The 17,960-nt window shown below is 73.2% G+C and carries 18 protein-coding genes; 11 read left to right on the top strand and 7 right to left on the bottom strand.

What is annotated here, in order from left to right:
* Positions 1-35 precede the first annotated feature (35 nt).
* Together BLT82_RS22215 and BLT82_RS22220 are read right to left on the bottom strand one after the other, a co-directional pair.
* Entirely contained in the window at positions 36-557 is a 522-nt protein-coding gene (locus BLT82_RS22215) for an EF-hand domain-containing protein (protein ID WP_093657550.1), read from the bottom strand.
* A gap of 39 nt (positions 558-596) precedes the next feature.
* Entirely contained in the window at positions 597-1,001 is a 405-nt protein-coding gene (locus tag BLT82_RS22220) for an STAS domain-containing protein (protein ID WP_093657552.1), read from the bottom strand.
* A 191-nt stretch (positions 1,002-1,192) separates the two neighbouring features.
* Between BLT82_RS22220 and BLT82_RS22225 the strand changes: the two genes are divergently transcribed.
* Positions 1,193-1,771 (top strand): sigma-70 family RNA polymerase sigma factor, encoded by a 579-nt coding sequence (locus tag BLT82_RS22225; RefSeq protein WP_093657554.1) that lies wholly within the window; start codon positions 1,193-1,195, stop codon positions 1,769-1,771.
* Positions 1,768-3,003, top strand: coding sequence for a maleylpyruvate isomerase N-terminal domain-containing protein (locus BLT82_RS22230; protein WP_093657556.1), 1,236 nt, complete (start codon positions 1,768-1,770; stop codon positions 3,001-3,003). Before BLT82_RS22225 ends, BLT82_RS22230 begins: the two co-directional genes overlap by 4 nt.
* Positions 3,004-3,078: 75 nt before the next feature.
* Here BLT82_RS22230 and BLT82_RS22235 read toward each other — a convergent pair whose 3' ends face one another.
* Positions 3,079-3,501: a TOBE domain-containing protein gene (locus BLT82_RS22235; RefSeq protein WP_093657558.1), complete on the bottom strand. Its 423-nt coding sequence runs from the start codon at positions 3,499-3,501 to the stop codon at positions 3,079-3,081.
* A 28-nt stretch (positions 3,502-3,529) separates the two neighbouring features.
* Positions 3,530-5,050 (bottom strand): class I adenylate-forming enzyme family protein, encoded by a 1,521-nt coding sequence (locus BLT82_RS22240; protein WP_093657560.1) that lies wholly within the window; start codon positions 5,048-5,050, stop codon positions 3,530-3,532.
* A gap of 143 nt (positions 5,051-5,193) precedes the next feature.
* Between BLT82_RS22240 and BLT82_RS22245 the strand changes: the two genes are divergently transcribed.
* From BLT82_RS22245 to BLT82_RS22260, 4 genes are all read left to right on the top strand, one after another.
* Entirely contained in the window at positions 5,194-6,390 is a 1,197-nt protein-coding gene (locus BLT82_RS22245; protein WP_093657562.1) for an amidohydrolase family protein, read from the top strand.
* A complete protein-coding gene (locus tag BLT82_RS22250) occupies positions 6,390-7,523 on the top strand; it encodes an acyl-CoA dehydrogenase family protein (RefSeq protein ID WP_093657564.1) in 1,134 nt (377 codons plus the stop codon). The genes BLT82_RS22245 and BLT82_RS22250 overlap by 1 nt, the downstream gene beginning before the upstream one ends.
* Before the next feature lie 5 nt (positions 7,524-7,528).
* A complete protein-coding gene (locus BLT82_RS22255; RefSeq protein ID WP_093657780.1) occupies positions 7,529-8,386 on the top strand; it encodes an acyl-CoA dehydrogenase family protein in 858 nt (285 codons plus the stop codon).
* Positions 8,387-8,818: 432 nt separating this feature from the next.
* Entirely contained in the window at positions 8,819-9,307 is a 489-nt protein-coding gene (locus tag BLT82_RS22260) for an ATP-binding protein (RefSeq protein WP_244292073.1), read from the top strand.
* 25 nt (positions 9,308-9,332) lie between these two features.
* Here BLT82_RS22260 and BLT82_RS22265 read toward each other — a convergent pair whose 3' ends face one another.
* Entirely contained in the window at positions 9,333-10,259 is a 927-nt protein-coding gene (locus BLT82_RS22265) for a cyclase family protein (protein ID WP_093657568.1), read from the bottom strand.
* Between the two features lie 83 nt (positions 10,260-10,342).
* Between BLT82_RS22265 and BLT82_RS22270 the strand changes: the two genes are divergently transcribed.
* The 3 genes from BLT82_RS22270 to BLT82_RS22280 are packed head-to-tail and all read left to right on the top strand — an operon-like array spanning position 10,343 to position 13,494.
* Positions 10,343-11,254: an SDR family oxidoreductase gene (locus BLT82_RS22270; RefSeq protein ID WP_093657570.1), complete on the top strand. Its 912-nt coding sequence runs from the start codon at positions 10,343-10,345 to the stop codon at positions 11,252-11,254.
* A 15-nt stretch (positions 11,255-11,269) separates the two neighbouring features.
* On the top strand, positions 11,270-12,448 hold the full coding sequence (locus BLT82_RS22275; RefSeq protein WP_093657572.1) for an acyl-CoA dehydrogenase family protein: 1,179 nt from the start codon (positions 11,270-11,272) through the stop codon (positions 12,446-12,448).
* Positions 12,445-13,494 (top strand): Zn-dependent alcohol dehydrogenase, encoded by a 1,050-nt coding sequence (locus BLT82_RS22280; protein WP_093657574.1) that lies wholly within the window; start codon positions 12,445-12,447, stop codon positions 13,492-13,494. The genes BLT82_RS22275 and BLT82_RS22280 overlap by 4 nt, the downstream gene beginning before the upstream one ends.
* A gap of 108 nt (positions 13,495-13,602) precedes the next feature.
* Here the strand turns inward: BLT82_RS22280 and BLT82_RS22285 are convergent, their stop codons facing one another.
* Positions 13,603-14,640, bottom strand: coding sequence for a GlxA family transcriptional regulator (locus BLT82_RS22285; RefSeq protein ID WP_093657576.1), 1,038 nt, complete (start codon positions 14,638-14,640; stop codon positions 13,603-13,605).
* Between the two features lie 71 nt (positions 14,641-14,711).
* On the opposite strand from BLT82_RS22285, the gene BLT82_RS22290 reads away from it, so the two are divergent.
* Positions 14,712-16,037, top strand: a complete 1,326-nt coding sequence (locus BLT82_RS22290; protein ID WP_093657578.1) for an MFS transporter — start codon at positions 14,712-14,714, stop codon at positions 16,035-16,037.
* A 373-nt stretch (positions 16,038-16,410) separates the two neighbouring features.
* Here the strand turns inward: BLT82_RS22290 and BLT82_RS22300 are convergent, their stop codons facing one another.
* A complete protein-coding gene (locus BLT82_RS22300) occupies positions 16,411-17,010 on the bottom strand; it encodes a flavin reductase family protein (protein WP_093657580.1) in 600 nt (199 codons plus the stop codon).
* Positions 17,011-17,165: 155 nt separating this feature from the next.
* Between BLT82_RS22300 and BLT82_RS22305 the strand changes: the two genes are divergently transcribed.
* Complete coding sequence (locus tag BLT82_RS22305; RefSeq protein ID WP_093657582.1) at positions 17,166-17,786, top strand: phosphoribosylanthranilate isomerase; 621 nt, start codon at positions 17,166-17,168, stop codon at positions 17,784-17,786.
* The last annotated feature ends 174 nt before the right edge of the window (positions 17,787-17,960 follow it).

The following is a 17,960-nucleotide window of genomic DNA, read 5'->3' on the forward strand; positions in this document are numbered from 1 at the left end:
GATTCCGGGGCCCGTGGGGCCGGACGGCCGCAGGGTCAGGGGGTGTCGGGCTCCGAGGTCACGTAGTAGGCGGCGAACGCCTCGAGGATCTGGTCCTCGCTGATCCGGTCGTCCCCGTCGGAGTCCAGCGCGGCGGCCACCGCGCTGCAGCGGTCGGTGTCGACGCCGAGGACGCGGAGCACCCGCTCGGCGCCGGCCCGGGTGACCCCGGAACCGTCCTCGTCGGCGATGGCGACGACCGCGTGCAGGAAGGGCCGGGCGATCTCCGCGAAGCGGCGGGGGTTGTCGCGCAGGCGCTTCACCGCGCCCGTGACGAATTCCTGGCGTGAGACCCGCTGGTCGCCGTCGACGTCGGCGATGCCCGCCATGCCCTGCCAGAACGCCTCCGCGCCCGAGTAGAGGGCCTGCCCCTTGTCGGAGCGTGCGGTCGTGCCGAATTCGGCGAGGAGCGCCGCGGCCGCCTTGCTGAAGTCCGCGCGATCGATGTAGCCGTTGCCGTCCTGGTCGAACTCGGCGAACCGGTGGGCGATCTTGCGCTCGTATTCTGCGCTGTCCATGCGGGGAGCGTACGACGTCACGGCGATCCGTGCGTCCCGTTACGCGGACAGGGGCCGCGTCTCGTCGTCGGTGGCGGCGCCGACGTCCTCGTACACCTCGAACAGTCTGCGCACCCCCAGGGCGGCGAGGACCCGGTTCACATGGGAGCCCTCGACCGCTCCGCGGGCGGGCAGGATCAGCCTCAGCCGCCCGCGGCAGGAGTGCAGCAGCCGGCGTGAGGCGATCAGCACACCCACGCCGCTGGAGTCGCAGAAGACCACTCCGGAGAGGTCGAGGACGACATGGCGGCGTCCTGTGGCCACGGCGTCGTGCACGTGCCGCCGGACCTCGGGGGAGCTGACCAGATCCAGTTCGCCCTGAATGTGCAGTATCGTCCAGGGGGTCTGCTCGGTTCGTTCCACCCTGAGCGTCTCGCGTGGCTCTCTCGTCACACCGGGCCCCATCCGGAAGTAGTCGTTCCCTTCCGGCGCTGCTGCCCCGCCCCACTGCGGCGAAACCCTCTATCACGAGCGGTCTTCTCCGGGGCGTTCTTGCCGTAAAGGGGCGTGCGTTTAGGCCGCGTCGCATTACATTCGAGTGGACGACGGGACGAGCAGAAGGCGACGAGGACGGGCAGAGGCTTGGGGGCCGCCGGATGGGCAAGGACGCACCACCTCGCTGGGACCGCAGGATGCAGCAGCGGCTGGCGCGGGGCGAGGCCGCCGCGCTCGGCGAGTTGTACGACCGGTTCGCCTCGCTCGTCCACAGTCAGGCCCACCGGGTGCTCGACGACGACGCCGCCGCCGACCAGGTGACGCGCGAGGTGTTCGGCTACGTGTGGGAGAACCCGGACGCGTACGACCCCAAACAGGGCTCGATGCGTTCCTGGGTCGCGCGGCTCACGCACAGCCAGGCCGTGCACCGGCTGCGGGAGCACGAGCGCGCGGCGGCCGCCGAGAGCGGCGGCAGCGCGGAGGACCTGGAGCAGAAGGTGCGCCGTGCCTCGGTCGCCGCCCGCGCGGACTACATCGTGACGTCGATGCCCGCGCCGCTGCGGGCCGCACTGGAGCTGGCGTACTTCCAGCGCAGGGACTACCGGCAGACCGCCGCCGATCTCGGGGTCACCGAGGACGAGGCCCGCCGCAGGCTGCGGCTCGGCCTCCAGCTGCTGGCGACGGCCAACACCCGTGTGAGGGACGGCTCGTCGCCGCCGGGACCGGGGCGCCGCCGGTGAACGGGCCACTGGACGGCGGCCGCGGCCCCGGCGGTCCCGAGGACATGCCGGGGGCGGCGCCGCGCATACCGGGACCGCGTGCGGCGGGGGACGACCTCTCGCCGCCGGACGTGCTGCCCTCGCCGCCGCCCGAGCCGCTGGCCCACGGCGTGCTCAAGTCGCTGCTCGGCGCCTGGGCGCTGGCGGCGTGCTCGACCGAGGAGACCGCGGCGGTGGAGGAGCACCTCACCGGCTGCGCCCCCTGCGCCGAGGAGGCGCTGCGGCTGCGGGACGCCGTGGGGCTATTGCACACCGACCGGGATCTCGACCTCGATCCGCTGCTGCGCTCCCGGGTTCTGGAGAACTGCCTGGGCCGGCGGCCCCCGCGTATCCCGGTGCCCGCCTGGGCCGGCGCGTACGACGCGGAGACCGCGCGGCTCGACGCGCTGCTGCGGGACATCGGGGACTCCGAGTGGCACGCGCCGGTGCGGCTGAAGTGGTTCGACGGCGAGGCGAAGGTGAGCCGCAGGACGACGGTGGCCGGGGTGATCGGTCATCTGATGTCCGTGGACGGGCTGGTGGCCTCGGCCCTGGGACTGGGCGATCCGGCCGGTCCCGACGCCCCCGCCTCCCCGGCCGAGCGCACCGAGCGGCTCTGGAGCTCGGGCGAGCGCCCGGCGACGCGCTCGGTGCGCGTGCCGTGGCGGGAGCAGGGCCACGCGCTGGTGCGGACGGTGTCGTTCGCCGGGCTCGGGGTGGAGCAGCTGTCGGTGTCGTACGGCGACTTCGCACTGCCGCTGCAGGACGCGATGCTGGACCGGGCCTTCGAGTGCTGGGTGCACGCGGACGACATCGCGGCCGCGGTGGACTATCCGTACGAGCCCCCGGCCGGCGCGCATCTGCACCGCATGATCGATCTGGCGGCCCGGCTGCTGCCCGCTGCGCTGGCCGCCAGGCGCCGGGCCGGCCTCGCGGGCCCGGCCCGCCACCTGGTGACGGCCGGTTCGCCCGGCCGCTCGCTGCACCTGGAGGTGGAGGGCGCGGGTGGCGGCCACTGGTACATCGCGCTGGACTCGCCCGCGGCGGTGGGCGACCCGGAGCGCACGGTCGCCCAGATCGCCCTCGACGGCGTGGAGTTCTGCCAGCTGGTCGCCGGACACGTACCGCCGGCCGACGCGGCGGCCGGTCAGGACGGGGACCGCGAGGCCGTGCGGGACGTCCTCTTCGCGGCGGCCTCGCTGTCCCGGCTCTGACGGGCGGTGAGCCCGCCGATCCGTCCCCGGCGTCCCTGGCGGTGCGGCTCAGGCGGCCGTCCCTGGCGGTGCGGCTCAGGCGGTGGAGAGCGAGATCTCCGTCGCCTTGACCAGGGCGACCGCGGAACTGCCCGCCGCGAACCCGAGCTCGTCCAGCGCGTCCTTGGTGATCACGGCGGTCAGGTCCTGGCCGCCGTCCAGCCTCAGCCGGACGGTGGCCACCGCCGCGCCCGGCGTCACCGACGTGACCGTGCCCGGCAGTTGGTTGCGGATGCTCAGGCCCTCCACGCGCGCCGTCGCGAGGGCGACTTCACTGGCCTTCATCAGGGCGCTGACCGCTCCGCCGGGAAAGATGCCAAGTTCGGTGACGGCCTCGGCGGTGACGGCCGAGGTGACCTCGTCGCCGCTGTCGAGGCGGATCCTCACCGTCGCCATGGCGGGGCCGCCGGTGACCGCGATCACGGTGCCGGGCAGCTGGTTGCGGATGCTCAGGCTCATGTCGTGCCGTTCGTGTCGGGGATGTCGTTCACGTCCTGGATGTCGTGTCCGCCCCAGTGAACCGCTCGCGCAGCTTGTACTTGAGCACCTTGCGCAGTGTGTCGTTGCGGGGCAGCGCGTCCACGACCTCGAGCTGCTCCGGGAGCTTGTGCACGGCCAGGCCCGCGTTGCGCAGGTAATCCGCGACCTCGTCCAGCCGCAGCGGCCCGGCGCCCTCGGGCTGTTCGACCACGGCACAGACCCGTTCGCCGCGTTCCGGGTCGGGCAGTCCGATCACCGCCGCCTCGCCGACGCCGGGGTGCTCGTGGAGCAGGTCCTCGATCTCCTTGGCCGAGATGTTCTCTCCCTTGCGGATGATGACGTCCTTGAGGCGCCCGGTCAGGACGAGATGGCCGGAGTCGGTGAGGTGACCGAGGTCTCCGGTGATCAGGAAGCCGTCTGCGTCGAACACGGCCGCGGTCTGCTCCGGGTCCAGATAGCCCCGGCAGACGGCCTCGCCGCGCAGCCGCACCTCGCCGTCGACGATCCGTATCTCCATGCCCTCGGGCGGCCGTCCCTCGGTCGTCGCGAGGTCCTCCGGGCGGTCGTCCGGCGCACCCATCGTGATCATGGGGACCTCGGTCATGCCGTAGCCGTGGGTGAGCTGCACGCCCATCTCCCGTACGACGGCGTGGTACAGCTCGGGGGGCTTGGGGGCGCCCCCGCCGGCCAGCAGCCGGAGGGTGGGGACGACCGGCTCGTCCGGCTGCTTGCGCTGTTCGGCCAGGAACATCGAGTAGAAGGCCGTGGACCCGCCGGCCGTGGTGACCCCGTGCCTGCGGTAGGTGTCCAGCGCCTCGGGGAGTGCGAACTTCTCGAAGAGCACGGCCGGGAAGCCGTACAGCAGCAGCATGACCAGGTAGTCCGCGCCGCCGATGTGGGCGAACGGGAAGGCGATGGAGCCGACGTCGTCGGACGTCAGCCGCAGCGCGTGGGCGAGGCAGGAGCCGCCCGCGATCAGCGAACGGTCGGTGTGCAGGACGCCCTTGGGGTCGGAGGTGGTGCCGGAGGTCCAGTAGATCCACCGCACCTCGGTGCCGTCGGCGGGCGGCGGGGGCAGGGCGGAGGGGTCGCCGTCGGGGAGTTCCCCGTATGCCTCGAAGACCCCGCGGGCGCCGATCCGGCCGGCCATCGCGGTGTGGTCGAAGCCGCGCCAGACGCCCGGTACCGCGAAGAACTCCGCCGCGCAGGCGTCGAGGGCGAAGCCGACCTCCCGGTCCCGGTAGAAGGGGATGACCGGGGACTGCACCGCGCCGATCCTGGCCAGCGCCCCGGCGAGCAGGACGGTCTCGATCCGGGTGGGCAGCTGCCAGGCCACGACCGTTCCGGGCCGCACGCCGCGCGCGTACAGCCCGGCGGCGACCCGCTCGCAGCGCAGGCGCAGTTCGCCGAAGGAGAGGCGGCGCTCGTCCTGGAGCAGGACCGGGCGGTCGGGGGTGAGCCGGGCGCGGCGGTCGATCAGCTCCCAGAGCGTGCGGGAGTCGCCCAGGGAGTGTGCGGTGTCGGTCACGGCCGTCCCTTCCTCGCCGACTTCGTCTGACGGAGCGTCAGATAGTGCCGGAAGCGTAGGGCTCGTCGCCTTGTCGGTCCAGGGGTGCGGAGCTAGCCTGATGTCTGACGACCCGTCAGAAAAGTGGCGAACGGAGGGGCCCGATGGAACGGGAACTGCCTCGGATCATCAGCGTCGACGACCATGTGATCGAGCCCGCGCATCTCTTCGAGACCTGGCTGCCGGCGAAGTACCGGGACCGCGGACCCCAGCCCCTCACCGCCGGAATCGGCGAGCTCGCCTACATCGGCGGGAAGTACCAGATCACGATGGACCCGGACGGGCCGCCCACGGACTGGTGGATCTACGAGGACCTGAAGTTCCCGTACAAGCGCAACATCGCCGCCGTCGGATTCGACCGCGACGACATGACCCTGGAGGGGATCACTCGGGCCGAGATGCGGCGCGGCTGCTGGGACCCCAAGGCCAGGCTGGAGGACATGGACCTCAACCACGTCGAGGCGTCCCTGTGCTTCCCCACCTTCCCCCGCTTCTGCGGGCAGACCTTCGCCGAGGCCAAGGACAAGGAGGTCGCGCTCGCCTGCGTGCGCGCGTACAACGACTGGATGGTGGAGGAGTGGTGCGGCGACAGCGGCGGCCGGCTCATCCCCCTCTGCATCATCCCCCTGTGGGAGATCGACCTCGCGGTGGCCGAGATCCGGCGCAACGCGGCCCGCGGCGTCCGGGCCGTGACCTTCTCCGAGATCCCGACCTACCTGGGGCTGCCGTCGATCCACTCCGGCTACTGGGACCCGTTCTTCGCCGTGTGCCAGGAGACCGGGACGGTCGTCAACATGCACATCGGCTCGTCCTCGCAGATGCCGGCCGCCTCGCCCGACGCGCCCCCGGCCGTCCAGGCGTCGCTGTCCTTCAACAACGCCATGGCGTCGATGATGGACTTCCTCTTCAGCGGGGTGCTGGTGAAGTTCCCGGCGCTCAAGCTCGCCTACAGCGAGGGCCAGATGGGCTGGATCCCGTACGCGCTGGAGCGTGCCGACGACGTGTGGCAGGAGCACCGGGCCTGGGGCGGCGTGCGGGACCTCGTCCCCGAGCCGCCGTCCACCTACTACTACCGGCAGATCTTCTGCTGCTTCTTCCGCGACAAGCACGGCGTCGCCTCGCTCGACGTGGTCGGCCGGGACAACGCCACCTTCGAGACCGACTACCCGCACGTCGACTCGACCTTCCCGCACACCAGGGAGGTCGCCCTCGACCATGTGAAGGACCTCGACGACGAGACCGTCCACAAGCTGATGCGCGGCAACGCGATCCGGATGCTCGGCCTGGACCTGGACGCGTAGTGGATCTCTCGTACACCGAGGAGGAGGAGGGCTTCCGGGCCGGGCTGCGGGACTGGCTCGCCGTCGCCCTGCCCGAACTCCCGCCCCCGCCCTCGCCCGGCGACTGGCCGGCCCGCCGCGCCCACGACACCGCCTGGCAGCGGGCGCTGTACGACGCCGGATACGCGGACGTCCACTGGGACGCGTCCCCGACCCGGCGGCTGATCTTCCTGGAGGAGACCGAGAAGGCCGGGGCGCCGTACGTCGGCGCGAACTTCGTGGGACTCCTGCACGCCGGCCCGACCATCGCCGCCGAGGGCACGCGCGAACAGCGCGAGCGCTGGCTGCCGCCGATCCTGCGCGGCGACGAGATCTGGTGCCAGGGCTTCAGCGAGCCGGACGCCGGCTCCGACCTCGCCTCCCTGCGGACCAGGGCGGTCCGGGACGGCGACGCCTACGTGGTGACCGGCGCCAAGATCTGGACCTCGCACGCCGAGGTCGCCGACTGGTGCGAACTGCTCGTGCGCACCGACCCGGAGGCGCCCCGCCACCGCGGCATCACCTGGCTGGCGATGCCGATGGACGCGCCCGGCGTCACCGTCCGGCCGCTGCGCACCCTCGCGGGCTCCACCGAGTTCGCGGAGGTCTTCCTCGACGAGGTGCGGGTGCCGGCCGCGAACCGGGTGGGTGCGGAGAACGACGGCTGGCGCGTGACGATGGTGACCCTGTCCTTCGAACGCGGCACCGCCTTCGTCGGGGAGGTCGTCGCCTGCCGCCGCACGCTCGCCGCGCTGGCCCGCACCGCACGGGAGAACGGCCGCTGGGACGACGCCGTCCTGCGCCGCCGGCTCGGCAGGCTCAATGCGGAGTTCGGCGCGCTGTGGCGGCTCACCCAGTGGAACGTCAGCGAGGCCGAGGCGACCGGCGGCGTCCCCGGCACCGGCGGATCGGTCTTCAAGCTCCGCTACTCCCACGCCCGTCAGGAGCTGTACGACGCGGCCGCCGAGGTGCTCGGCCCGGACGCCCTCGACCTGTCCCGCGAGTGGAACCTCGACCGGCTGTCGTCGCTGTCGTACACCATCGCCGCCGGCACCTCGCAGATCCAGCGGAACATCGTCGCCGAGCGGATCCTCGGCCTGCCGAAGGAGCGGTGAGGTCCGTGCGCTTCCAACCGACCGAGGACCAGCGGGCCTTGCGCAGGGGCGTCCGGGAGCTGCTGGCGGCCCGCTGTGCCCCGCAGGCCCTGCGGACGGCCGGGGCACGACTGGACCGGGCCCTGTGGCGGGAGCTCGGGCGCACGGGGTTCTTCTCGCTGCGGCTGCCGGAGGCCGAGGGCGGCGTGGGCCTGGGACTGCCGGAGGCCGTGCTGGTCTTCGAGGAGGCCGGGCGGGTACTGCTGCCGGGGCCGCTGGTGGCCACGCACCTCGCCGCGGGAACCGTCCCGGGCGCCGGCGACGGGACCACGGTCGTCACCCGGGCCGACGGCGGGCTCGTGCCCTGGCTGGACGAGGCCGACGTGGTGCTCGGGAACTCCTCGGACGCCGTGCCCGTACGGTCCGTCGACCCGCTCACGCCACTGCACCGGATCCCCTCCGCGCCTCCCGGCGACCCGGACCCGGCGGCCGTGCTGCTGACGGCGGCCGAACAGCTGGGCTCCGCCGGGCGCACCACGGAGACGGCCGTGCGGTACGCGAAGGAACGCGAGCAGTTCGGCCGGCCCATCGGCGCTTTCCAGGCGGTCAAGCACCTCTGCGCGCAGATGCTCGTACGCGCCGAACTGGCCCGTGCCGCCGTGTACGCGGCGGCCGTGACCGCCGACCCCGTGGAGATCGCAGGCGCCAAGCTCCTCGCCGACGAGGCGGCGGTCCAGGGCGCCAGGGACTGTCTCCAGGTGCACGGCGGCATGGGCTTCACCTGGGAGGCCGAGGTGCATCTGCACCTCAAACGGGCCTGGGTGCGCGCCGAGCTGGGCCAGACGGCCGCGCAGGCGGAGGAGGCGCTGGCGGCCGCGCTCTGAGCGGCCGGCCGGAGTGGAGGGCGAGGGCAGCGGGTGGTCGGAAGGCGAACCCGGCGTCGGACGGGCGGGAGTCACCCTGCGTCGATATCGGGTTGTGTCCTTGGCACGGGCCGTCACGGCCCGGAGTCGGGCCTGCCCTCGGGTACGCTCCGTGGGGTGCGAGACGCGTACTGCCCGGGGGCAGTGATCCCGACGCTCCGGCCGGATCCAGACAGGGCCGGCGGGGAAGAACGCGCCGCTCGCACAGGGTGTTCGACTATTCGCAAGGTGCGCCGCACAGTATGCACCACGGGTACTCCTTCGCGCTGGAATATGCCCGAAGCGCTTGTTGCGGTGACTGTACGTCAACCATGCTGTCTCGCAGGGAAATCACGTTCCGTGATGGCTGTGAGGCGCGAGGCGATGTGTCCGCCGGTTCGGATGGTGTGAGCGGTGCAGGTGCTTCAGGTTCAGTTGGAGGTCGGGCCGGATCCCGCGGAGGTGGGGCGGGCCCGAAGATGGGCCCGTTCCCGGCTCGCCGGATCGGGCATAGAGGACGACGAGCCGCTGGCCGAGACGCTGGTGCTGCTCATCTCCGAACTGGTCACCAACGCGGTGGTCCACACGGGCTGTCCGGCCGTGCTGCGGATGCTGTTCGGCCTCGGCGCGGCGGAGGCGGGCACCGTGCGGGTCGAGGTCGCGGACACCTGCGCTCGGCCTCCGCAGCCGCGCCGCGCGGCCGGTGACGACACGGGCGGCCGCGGACTCGAGCTCGTCGACGGGCTCGCGGACCGCTGGGGCTGGAAGCGCGAGGGTGCGGGCAAGAGCATCTGGTGCGAGGTGGACCGCTGTGTGGTGCCCGGTCCCTCGGTGCCGTCCCCCGCGGTCCCCGGTGTCCCCGTCCTCCCCTCGGGGCTGAAGCCGGGCGCGTACACGGCCTGAGCGGCCCCGCCGGTGCGGTGCCGGTTCAGAGCACCGCGACCGGCGCGACGGGTGTCCCCGTGCCGCCGACGAACGGCTCGGGGGTGGCCGACAGCAGGAAGGCGTACCGCCGTTCCTCCGCGCAGGCCGTGGAGAGCTCCTCCAGGTTCCAGTTCTGGCCCTGCAGCATGCCCATCTCCACCAGGTCCAGGGCGTGCACCGGCAGCCAGAGGTTCTCGATCTCGGGCGGGAAGATCTCGAAGGTGAGGGTGTCGTTCGCGACCGCGGCGGTGTCCCGGGCGTGGAACCACTCGGGCGTACGGACCGAGAGGCCGGGCGAGGGATGGGCGTAGGCGTGCCTGTCGCCGAGGAGGTACGCCCGGACCTGACCGGTCCTGACGAGCACGATGTCCCCCGGCCCCACCCGCACGCCCCCGAACTCCTCCGCCTCCGCGAGGTCTTCCGGAGTGACCGCGTGGTCGCCCGGCAGCCGCTCCACGCCCTTGGCACGCGCCACGTCGAGCAGCACCCCGCGCGAGACGAGGGTGCGGACGGTCTCGATGCCGCTGAAGCGGGCCCCCTCGTGGGCGGTGATGCTGTCCGCAGGGCGGCCGTTCCAGATCCTGCCCGAGTGCGAGACATGGGTGAGCGCGTCCCAGTGGGTGGCCGCCTGCAGTCCCATCGTGACGGCGTCGTCGCTGGTCGCGACCGTACCGGGCCCGAACAGTTCCTGGTTGATCTGCACCATGGTGTGCAGGGGGTTCACCCGGCCCGGGATCATGCCGGTCTGGACGCCGTCCTGCCGGAGCGGCAGGGCGAGCGGAACCCGGCGGCCGGCGCGGACCGTCGCGGCCGCCTCGCGCACCACCTCGTCGGTGATCAGGTTCAGCGTCCCGATCTCGTCGTCGGCGCCCCAGCGCCCCCAGTTGTTCACACGCTCGGCGATCTCGTGGAACTCCTTCGGCAGCGACATCGGCGCCTCCCTGGGGCTTGTGCTCATGCATCCGGCGGACCATAGAATCTAACGGTCCGTCAGAAAACCGGAAGGGGCCGGACGTGGGGAACTTTTTGGCAGGCAGGACCGTCGCCGTGACCGGCGCCGGACGCGGCATCGGCCGCGCCGTGGCCCTCGCGTGCGCCGCCCAGGGGGCGAAGGTCGTCGTCAACGACCACGGCGTCCCGGTCGGCGGCGGGGAACCCGCCTCGGAGGTCGCCGAGGCGGTGGTCAAGGAGATCGAGGCGGCGGGCGGGGAGGCGGTCGCCGTCGCCGACGACATCTCGACGATGGAGGGCGGACAGCGGGTCGTCGACACCGCGCTCGCCCGGTTCGGGCGGATCGACGGAGCCGTGTGCGTCGCCGGCATCCTGCGCGAGCGCATGCTCTTCAACATGACCGAGGACGAGTGGGACCCGGTCGTCGCCACCCACCTCAAGGGCACGTTCACCGTCTTCCGCGCGGCGTCCGCGGTCATGCGCGAACAGGGCGGCGGCAGCCTGATCGGCTTCACCAGCGGCAACCACCAGGGCTCGGTGGCCCAGGCCAACTACTCGGCGGCGAAGGGCGGCATCATCTCGCTGGTGCGCAGCGCGGCTCTCGGACTGCACAAGTACGGCGTCACGGCGAACGCGGTCGCGCCCGTCGCCCGGACCCGTATGTCGGCCAACGTCCCCATGGAACTCACGGAGATCGGGGAGCCGGAGGACGTGGCGGCGCTCGTCGTGTACCTGCTGTCCGAGCGGGCGCGCGCGGAGAACATCACCGGGCAGGTCTACACGATCGCCGGCCCCAAGATCGCGGTGTGGGCCCAGCCCCGGGAACTGCGGGCCGCCTACGCCGAGGGCGCCTGGACGCCGCAACGGATCGCCGACTTCCTCCCCGGGACCGTCGGCACCGACCCGATGCCCATGCTCGCCCAACTCGACGCGATGGCGAAGGCGGCCGCCGCCGGCGACCGCCCGAACCGCTGACGCGGGACCGCGGCCATGGACTTCGCGTTCGGCCCCGACGACACCGCCTTCCGGCACGAGGCGCGCACCTGGCTGGAGGCCCGTCTCACCGGCGCGTTCGCGGACGCCGCCGGGCACGGCGCACCCGGCGGTGAACACGAACGCGCCCGCACCCGGCTCGCCTGGGAGCGTGAACTCGGCGCGGGCGGCTGGATCGGGCTCGGCTGGGACGCCGACCACGGCAACCGCCGCGCCACCCTCACCCAGCAGGTCGTCTGGGCGGAGGAGTACGCCCGCTCCCGCGCCCCCGCGCGGCTCGGACACATCGGCGAGAACCTGCTCGCCCCGACCCTGATCGCCCACGGCGACAAGGACCAGCAGGCCCGCCACCTGCCGGGCATCGCCCGCGGCGAGGAGTTCTGGTGCCAGGGCTACAGCGAGCCCGGCGCGGGCTCCGACCTGGCTTCCGTACGGACCACGGCCGTCGCCGACGGCGGCCGCTACCGGGTCACCGGGCAGAAGATCTGGACCTCGCTCGCCCGCGAGGCGCACTGGTGCTTCGTCCTGGCCCGCACCGAGCCGGGCTCCACCCGCCACCGCGGACTGTCGTTCCTGCTCGTGCCGATGGACCAGCCTGGCCGCATCGACGTACGGCCCATCCGGCAGATGTCCGGCACCAGCGAGTTCAACGAGGTCTTCCTCGACGGCGCCGAGGCCGTCGGGACCGTCGGCGGCGAGGGCAACGGATGGCGCGTCGCCATGGGCCTGCTGGCCCTGGAGCGCGGGGTGTCCACGCTCGTCCAGCAGATCGGCTTCGAGGAGGAACTGGGCCGCGTCCTGCGCCTCGCCGCCGCCGGCGGCGTCCTCGACCACGACCCGGTGCTCCGTGACCGCCTGGTCCGACAGTGGGCCGAACTGCGCACCATGCGCTGGAACGCGCTGCGCACCCTCGGCCGCACCGGCGATCCGGGTGCGCCGAGCGTGGCGAAGCTGCTGTGGGGCGGCTGGCACCGGCGGCTCGGCGAACTGGCCGTGCAGGTACGGGGCGCGGCCGCCGCGGCCGGCCCCGGCGCCTGGTCGCCCTCGTACGAACTGGACGCGCTGCAACGGCTGTTCCTCTTCACCCGCGCCGACACGATCTACGGCGGCTCGGACGAGATCCAGCGGAACATCATCGCCGAGCGGGTGCTCGGCCTACCCAGGGAGCTGCGGTGAGAGGTGTGGTGTTCGACGGCGGACGGGTCGAGGTCGCCGACGACCTCGAGGTACGCGCCCCGGGCCCGGGCGAGGTGCTCGTCCGCGTCGCGGCCGCCGGGCTCTGCCACAGCGATCTGTCGGTGATCGACGGCACGATCCCGTTCCCGGTGCCCGTCGTGCTGGGGCACGAGGGCGCGGGCGTCGTCGAGTCCGTCGGCGCGGACGTCGCCCATGTCGCGCCCGGTGACCACGTGTCGCTGTCGACGCTCGCCAACTGCGGCGCGTGCGCGGAGTGCGACCGGGGGCGGCCGACGATGTGCCGCGCCTCGATCGGCAGGCCCGGGCGGCCGTTCACCCGCGCCGGGAAGCCGCTGCACCAGTTCGCCGCCAACTCCGCCTTCGCGGAACGCACCCTGGTCAAGGCCGTACAAGCGGTCGGGATCCCCGACGACATCCCGTTCACCTCCGCCGCGCTCATCGGCTGCGGAGTGCTGACCGGCGTGGGCGCCGTGCTCAACCGGGCCAGGGTGGCCCTCGGTGACACGGTCGTGGTCATCGGCGCCGGCGGCATCGGGCTGAACGTGCTCCAGGGGGCCCGGCTCGCGGGCGCGGTGACGATCGTCGCCGTCGACACCAACCCGGCCAAGGAGGAGACGGCCCGGTTCTTCGGCGCGACGCACTTCCTCACCGACGCCGACGCGGTACGGGACGTGCTGCCGCACGGCGCCCAGCACGTCTTCGAGTGCGTCGGTCACGCAGGTCTGGTGCGCCGGGCGATCGACCTCCTCGACCGCCACGGCCAGGCGGTCCTGCTCGGCATGCCGGCCCCGACCGCGGAGGCGACGTTCCTGCCCGCCGCGATGTTCCTGGACAAGGCCGTGCTCGGCTGCCGCTACGGCTCCTCCCGCCCGCAGCACGACATCGCGCTGTACGCCGCGCTGTACCGCGAGGGGCGGCTGCTCCTGGACGAGCTGGTCACGGAGACGTACCCGGTGGAGGACTTCGCCAAGGCGGCCGAGGACGCGCGGCACGGGCGGGTGGCACGGGGGGTGCTGACGTTCTGAGGGCGGTGCCGCGGGTGCGCCGTGCTGCTCGCCGTTCTCGTCTCCTCCGTCGTCGTGGGCCATCGGCCGGGGGTCCGCCGTGCCGCAGGTGCCGCGGTTCCGGGGGCGTCAGCGCGGCACGGCCGTCGCGCGGAACGTCCGCCGGTAGACCGTCGGCGACACGCCCAGCGCGGCCGTCAGGTGCTGGCGCATCGACTGCGCCGTACCGAACCCCGAGTCGCGGGCCACCCGGTCCATGGACAGCTCCGTGGACTCCAGCAGCTGCCGGGCCCGTTCCACGCGCTGCTGCGCCAGCCACTGGCCGGGGCTCACGCCGACCTCCTCCCGGAAGCGGCGGGTGAAGGTCCGTACGGACATGGACTCCTGGCAGGCCAGGTCGCGCAGCTGGATCGGCTCGTGCAGGTGCGTCATCGCCCACGCCCGGGCCGCCGAGGTCGTCGCGGTCTGCGGCTCGGGCACCGGGCGGTGGATGTACTGGGCCTGGCCGCCGTCCCGGTGCGGGGGGACGACCGTGCGCCGGGCGACGTCGTTCGCGACGGCCGTGCCGTGGTCGCGGCGCACGATGTGCAGGCAGAGGTCGATGCCGGCGGCCACGCCGGCGGACGTCAGCACGTCCCCGTCGTCGATGAAGAGCACGTCCGCGTCCACCTTGACCCTCGGGAACGTCTTCTGGAAGTGCTCGGCGGACGACCAGTGCGTCGTCGCGGGCCGGCCGTCGAGGAACCCGGCCGCGGCGAGGACGTAACCGCCGGTGCAGATCGACACCATCCGCGTGCCGGGCCGCAGCCGGGCCAGGGCCGAGGCCAGCTCGGGCGTCAGGACGCCCTCGTCGTGGACGGGCCCGAGTTCGTACGACGCCGGAACGATCACCGTGTCGGCCGTGGCCAGGGCCTCCGGGCCGTTCTCCACCAGCACGGCGAAGTCGGCGTCCGTGCGGACCGGCCCGGGCGGGCGCACCGAGCAGGTCGCGACCTCGTACAGCTTCCGTCCGGTGGCGTCGGCCGCGCGGCCGAAGATGCGCTGCGGAATGCCCAGCTCGAAGGGGAGGCAGCCGTCCAGCGCCAGGACGGCGACGCGGTGCGGCCGCGGCGCGGTGCGCGGCGGGGTGGACGCTCCGGACGGGGTGGATGCCTGGTTGCGGGCCATGGCCCGATCGTATCGAATGCTGTCCTTCTGGCCACTCGTTCCCGCTGGGCCGCCCTGCGGATGCTGGTGACGTGACCCAGACAAGCGATCTCCCCGCAGCTCACGCCGCCTCCCCCACGGGGGAGGCGGTTCGCCGCCGCCGTCGCGTCCACCGCGCGTGGTTCGTCGCCGCCGTCGCGTTCGTGACGATCACCGGCGCCGCTGCCTTCCGGTCCCTACCGGGGCTGACGATCGACCCGTTGCACGGGGAATTCGGCTGGTCGCGCGGCACGATCGGGCTCGCCGTCTCCATCAATCTGGCGCTGTACGGGCTCACCGCGCCGTTCGCCGCCGCCCTGATGGACCGCTACGGCATCCGCAAGGTCGTGGCGGTCGCGCTGACGCTCATCGCGATCGGCTCGGGCCTGGCGGTGTGGATGACGGCGGCGTGGCAGCTGCTGCTCTGCTGGGGCCTGCTCGTCGGCCTCGGCACCGGGTCGATGGCGCTGGCGTTCGCGGCGACGGTGACGAACCGCTGGTTCACCGAGCGCAGGGGCCTGGTCACCGGCATCCTGACGGCGGCCGCCGCATCCGGGCAGCTGATCTTCCTCCCCCTGCTGTCCTGGATCGTCCAGGAGCACCAGTGGCGCCCCGCGGCCGTCACGGTCGCGCTCGCCGCGCTGGCCGTCGTCCCGTTCGTCTGGCTGCTGCTGCGCGACCACCCGGCGGACGTGGGGCTCGCCCCGTACGGCGCCAAGGAGTTCGTGCCCAAGCCGCCGCCGGTGCCGGGCGCGGCCCGCCGCACCCTGGGCGTCCTCTTCTCGGCCGCGCGCACCGGGCCGTTCTGGCTGCTCGCCGGCACCTTCGCGATCTGCGGCGCCTCGACGAACGGCCTCGTCCAGACACACTTCGTCCCCGCCGCCCACGACCACGGCATGCCCATCACGGCCGCCGCGTCGCTGCTCGCGGTCATCGGGGTCTTCGACGTCGTGGGCACGATCGCATCCGGCTGGTTCACCGACCGCTTCGACGCCCGCCGGCTGCTCGCCGTCTACTACGCGCTGCGCGGCATCTCGCTCCTCTTCCTGCCGATGCTGCTGGCACCGTCCGTGCACCCGCCGATGATCTTCTTCATCGTCTTCTACGGCCTGGACTGGGTGGCCACGGTTCCGCCGACGATCGCGCTGTGCCGGGAGCACTACGGCGAGGACGGCGCGATCGTCTTCGGCTGGGTCCTCGCCTCCCACCAGGTCGGCGCCGCGGTCGTCGCCTTCGCGGGCGGCGTCGCCCGCGACGTGTTCGGCACCTACGACGTGGTCTGGTACGCCTCGGGCGCCCTGTGCGCGGCGGCGGCGCTGATGGCGCTGGTGATCAGGCGGGGAGGAGCGGGGGCGCGGGTGCGGGTGGCGGCGGCCTGAGGCCCCGGGCGGCCGCGCTTCGGGCGGGGCCACGGCCGCGGGGGTCCGGGCCGCGACGTCAGCCCGCTCGGTCGAGGGGCTCGAACCCCACCTGGAGACGCATGCCCAGCGCGGTCGCCGGCCGGCCCGGCAGGGGCAACGTCGGTATCGTGCCTCCGGACTCGAAGCGGGCGACGGCGGGTTGCTGCACCCCCGGCCGTCCCGGCGAGCTCGGCCTGACTCATTCCGAGGGCCTCTCTGCGCTCGCGGACGGCCCGCCCAAAGAGGACTACCTGCTCAGCGAGCAGGTCCACATGGAACGCGACCGTACCGCGGTGATGCGGACTCAGCCCGAGGAACCACTTCTTCCGACGACGAGGAGCCCCCGCGGCGACTACCCCTCGAAGCGCCCGAAGCGCCCCCGGTGGAACAGCAGCGGGTCGCCGTGTTCCTCGGCGCCCAGGGCCTCGACCCGCCCCACCACGATCAGGTGGTCGCCGCCGGTGTGGACCGTGCTGATCGTGCAGTCGATCCATGCGGGGACGGAGGCGAGGCGGGGCGAGCCGGTCACCGGGGCCGGGGCGTGGGCGACGCCGGCGAACTTGTCGGCGCCGCTGACCGCGAAGGCGCGGCAGAGCCCGCCCTGGTCCGCGGCCAGGACGTTGACGCAGAACGCCCCGGCGCGGGCGATGCGCGGCCAGGTCGTCGACGTACGGGCGACCATGAACACCACCAGGGGCGGATCGAGCGACAGCGACGCGAAGGACTGGCAGGCGAAGCCCGCCGGGCCGCCGCCCTCCTCGTCGTGGGCCGTGATCACCGTGACACCGCTCGCGAACTGCCCCAGCACGCGCCGGAATTCGGCCGGAGGCACCGGTAGCCGCTCGTCCTCCCGCACGGTGCGCAGCGCGGGACGCGGCAGCACGTCGAAGGGCGGCGCGGCCGCCGGGGCGGCGCCGACGGAGCGGAGGTAGCGTACGGCGGTCGCGGCCATCCCTGCGTGTCCCATCACGGCATCCATTGAACCTGACGGTCCGTCAGAAGTGAACGGCCCCGAACCCGTCCCCTTCTCGCGACGGCCCCGGCGGCCCGGCCGGTAGCGTGGCAGTCGACCAGTCGCCGCCGCAGCAGTTACGGAGAAGCACCGACATGGGCACACCCCTGTTCGTCAAGGTCTGCGGTCTGCGCACGGAACGGGACGTCGACGCCGCCGTCGAGGCCGGTGCCGACGCCATCGGCTTGGTCTTCGCCCCGAGCCCGCGCCGCATCGACGCCGCCACCGCGCGGCGGCTCGCCGCCCGTGTCCCCGACGGCGTCCTGACCGTCGGGGTCTTCCGCGACCAGCCGCTGGACGAGGTCCGCGCCCTGCTGGACGGGACCGGGACGCGCGCGGTGCAGCTGCACGGCCAGGAGGACCTCGCGTACTACGACGCCCTGCGCCCGGACGGCAGGACCCTGCTTCGGGGAGTCGCCGTCAAGGACGCGGTACCGCGGCACGGCGAGCGCGGTGAGGACATCCTCCTCCTCGACGCGCCCGTGCCCGGTGCCGGAGAGGTCTGGGACCGCACCGGCAAGCAACTCCCGGCGCCCGGCCTGCCGTGGCTGCTCGCCGGCGGACTCGACCCCCGCAACGTCGCGGAGGCGGTGCGCACAGCCCGCCCCTGGGGGGTGGACGTCTCCAGCGGCATCGAGATCAGCCGCGGGGTGAAGAGCCCCGAACTGATCGCGGCGTTCGTCGCGGCCGCGCGCGGCGCCCGGACGATGTCCTGACCGGCGCCGGTTCGCCGCCCCGGCAGGGGTGTGGCGGGCGGCCGGCGCCGGACCGGTCGCGGGCGGTTCTTCCCGGGGAGTGCAACTCACTGTCGGCAGCCATCCGTTGCCACCTCTTTCGCCGGCGGAGGCAGTCGCCGAATCGGTTTGCGCCGGACAGTCCGGCCCGATAGG

It is taken from the genome of Streptomyces wuyuanensis (genome assembly GCF_900103455.1).
Taxonomy (GTDB): Bacteria; Actinomycetota; Actinomycetes; order Streptomycetales; family Streptomycetaceae; genus Streptomyces; species Streptomyces wuyuanensis.

Bases quoted from the DNA above. Each gene is read 5' to 3' on its own strand.
- BLT82_RS22215 (WP_093657550.1), bottom strand. From the start codon at position 557: ATGGACAGCGCAGAATACGAGCGCAAGATCGCCCACCGGTTCGCCGAG.
- BLT82_RS22220 (WP_093657552.1), bottom strand. From the start codon at position 1,001: ATGGGGCCCGGTGTGACGAGAGAGCCACGCGAGACGCTCAGGGTGGAA.
- BLT82_RS22225 (WP_093657554.1), top strand. From the start codon at position 1,193: ATGGGCAAGGACGCACCACCTCGCTGGGACCGCAGGATGCAGCAGCGG.
- BLT82_RS22235 (WP_093657558.1), bottom strand. From the start codon at position 3,501: ATGAGCCTGAGCATCCGCAACCAGCTGCCCGGCACCGTGATCGCGGTC.
- BLT82_RS22245 (WP_093657562.1), top strand. From the start codon at position 5,194: ATGGAACGGGAACTGCCTCGGATCATCAGCGTCGACGACCATGTGATC.
- BLT82_RS22265 (WP_093657568.1), bottom strand. From the start codon at position 10,259: ATGTCGCTGCCGAAGGAGTTCCACGAGATCGCCGAGCGTGTGAACAAC.
- BLT82_RS22275 (WP_093657572.1), top strand. From the start codon at position 11,270: ATGGACTTCGCGTTCGGCCCCGACGACACCGCCTTCCGGCACGAGGCG.
- BLT82_RS22285 (WP_093657576.1), bottom strand. From the start codon at position 14,640: ATGGCCCGCAACCAGGCATCCACCCCGTCCGGAGCGTCCACCCCGCCG.
- BLT82_RS22300 (WP_093657580.1), bottom strand. From the start codon at position 17,010: ATGGCCGCGACCGCCGTACGCTACCTCCGCTCCGTCGGCGCCGCCCCG.
- BLT82_RS22305 (WP_093657582.1), top strand. From the start codon at position 17,166: ATGGGCACACCCCTGTTCGTCAAGGTCTGCGGTCTGCGCACGGAACGG.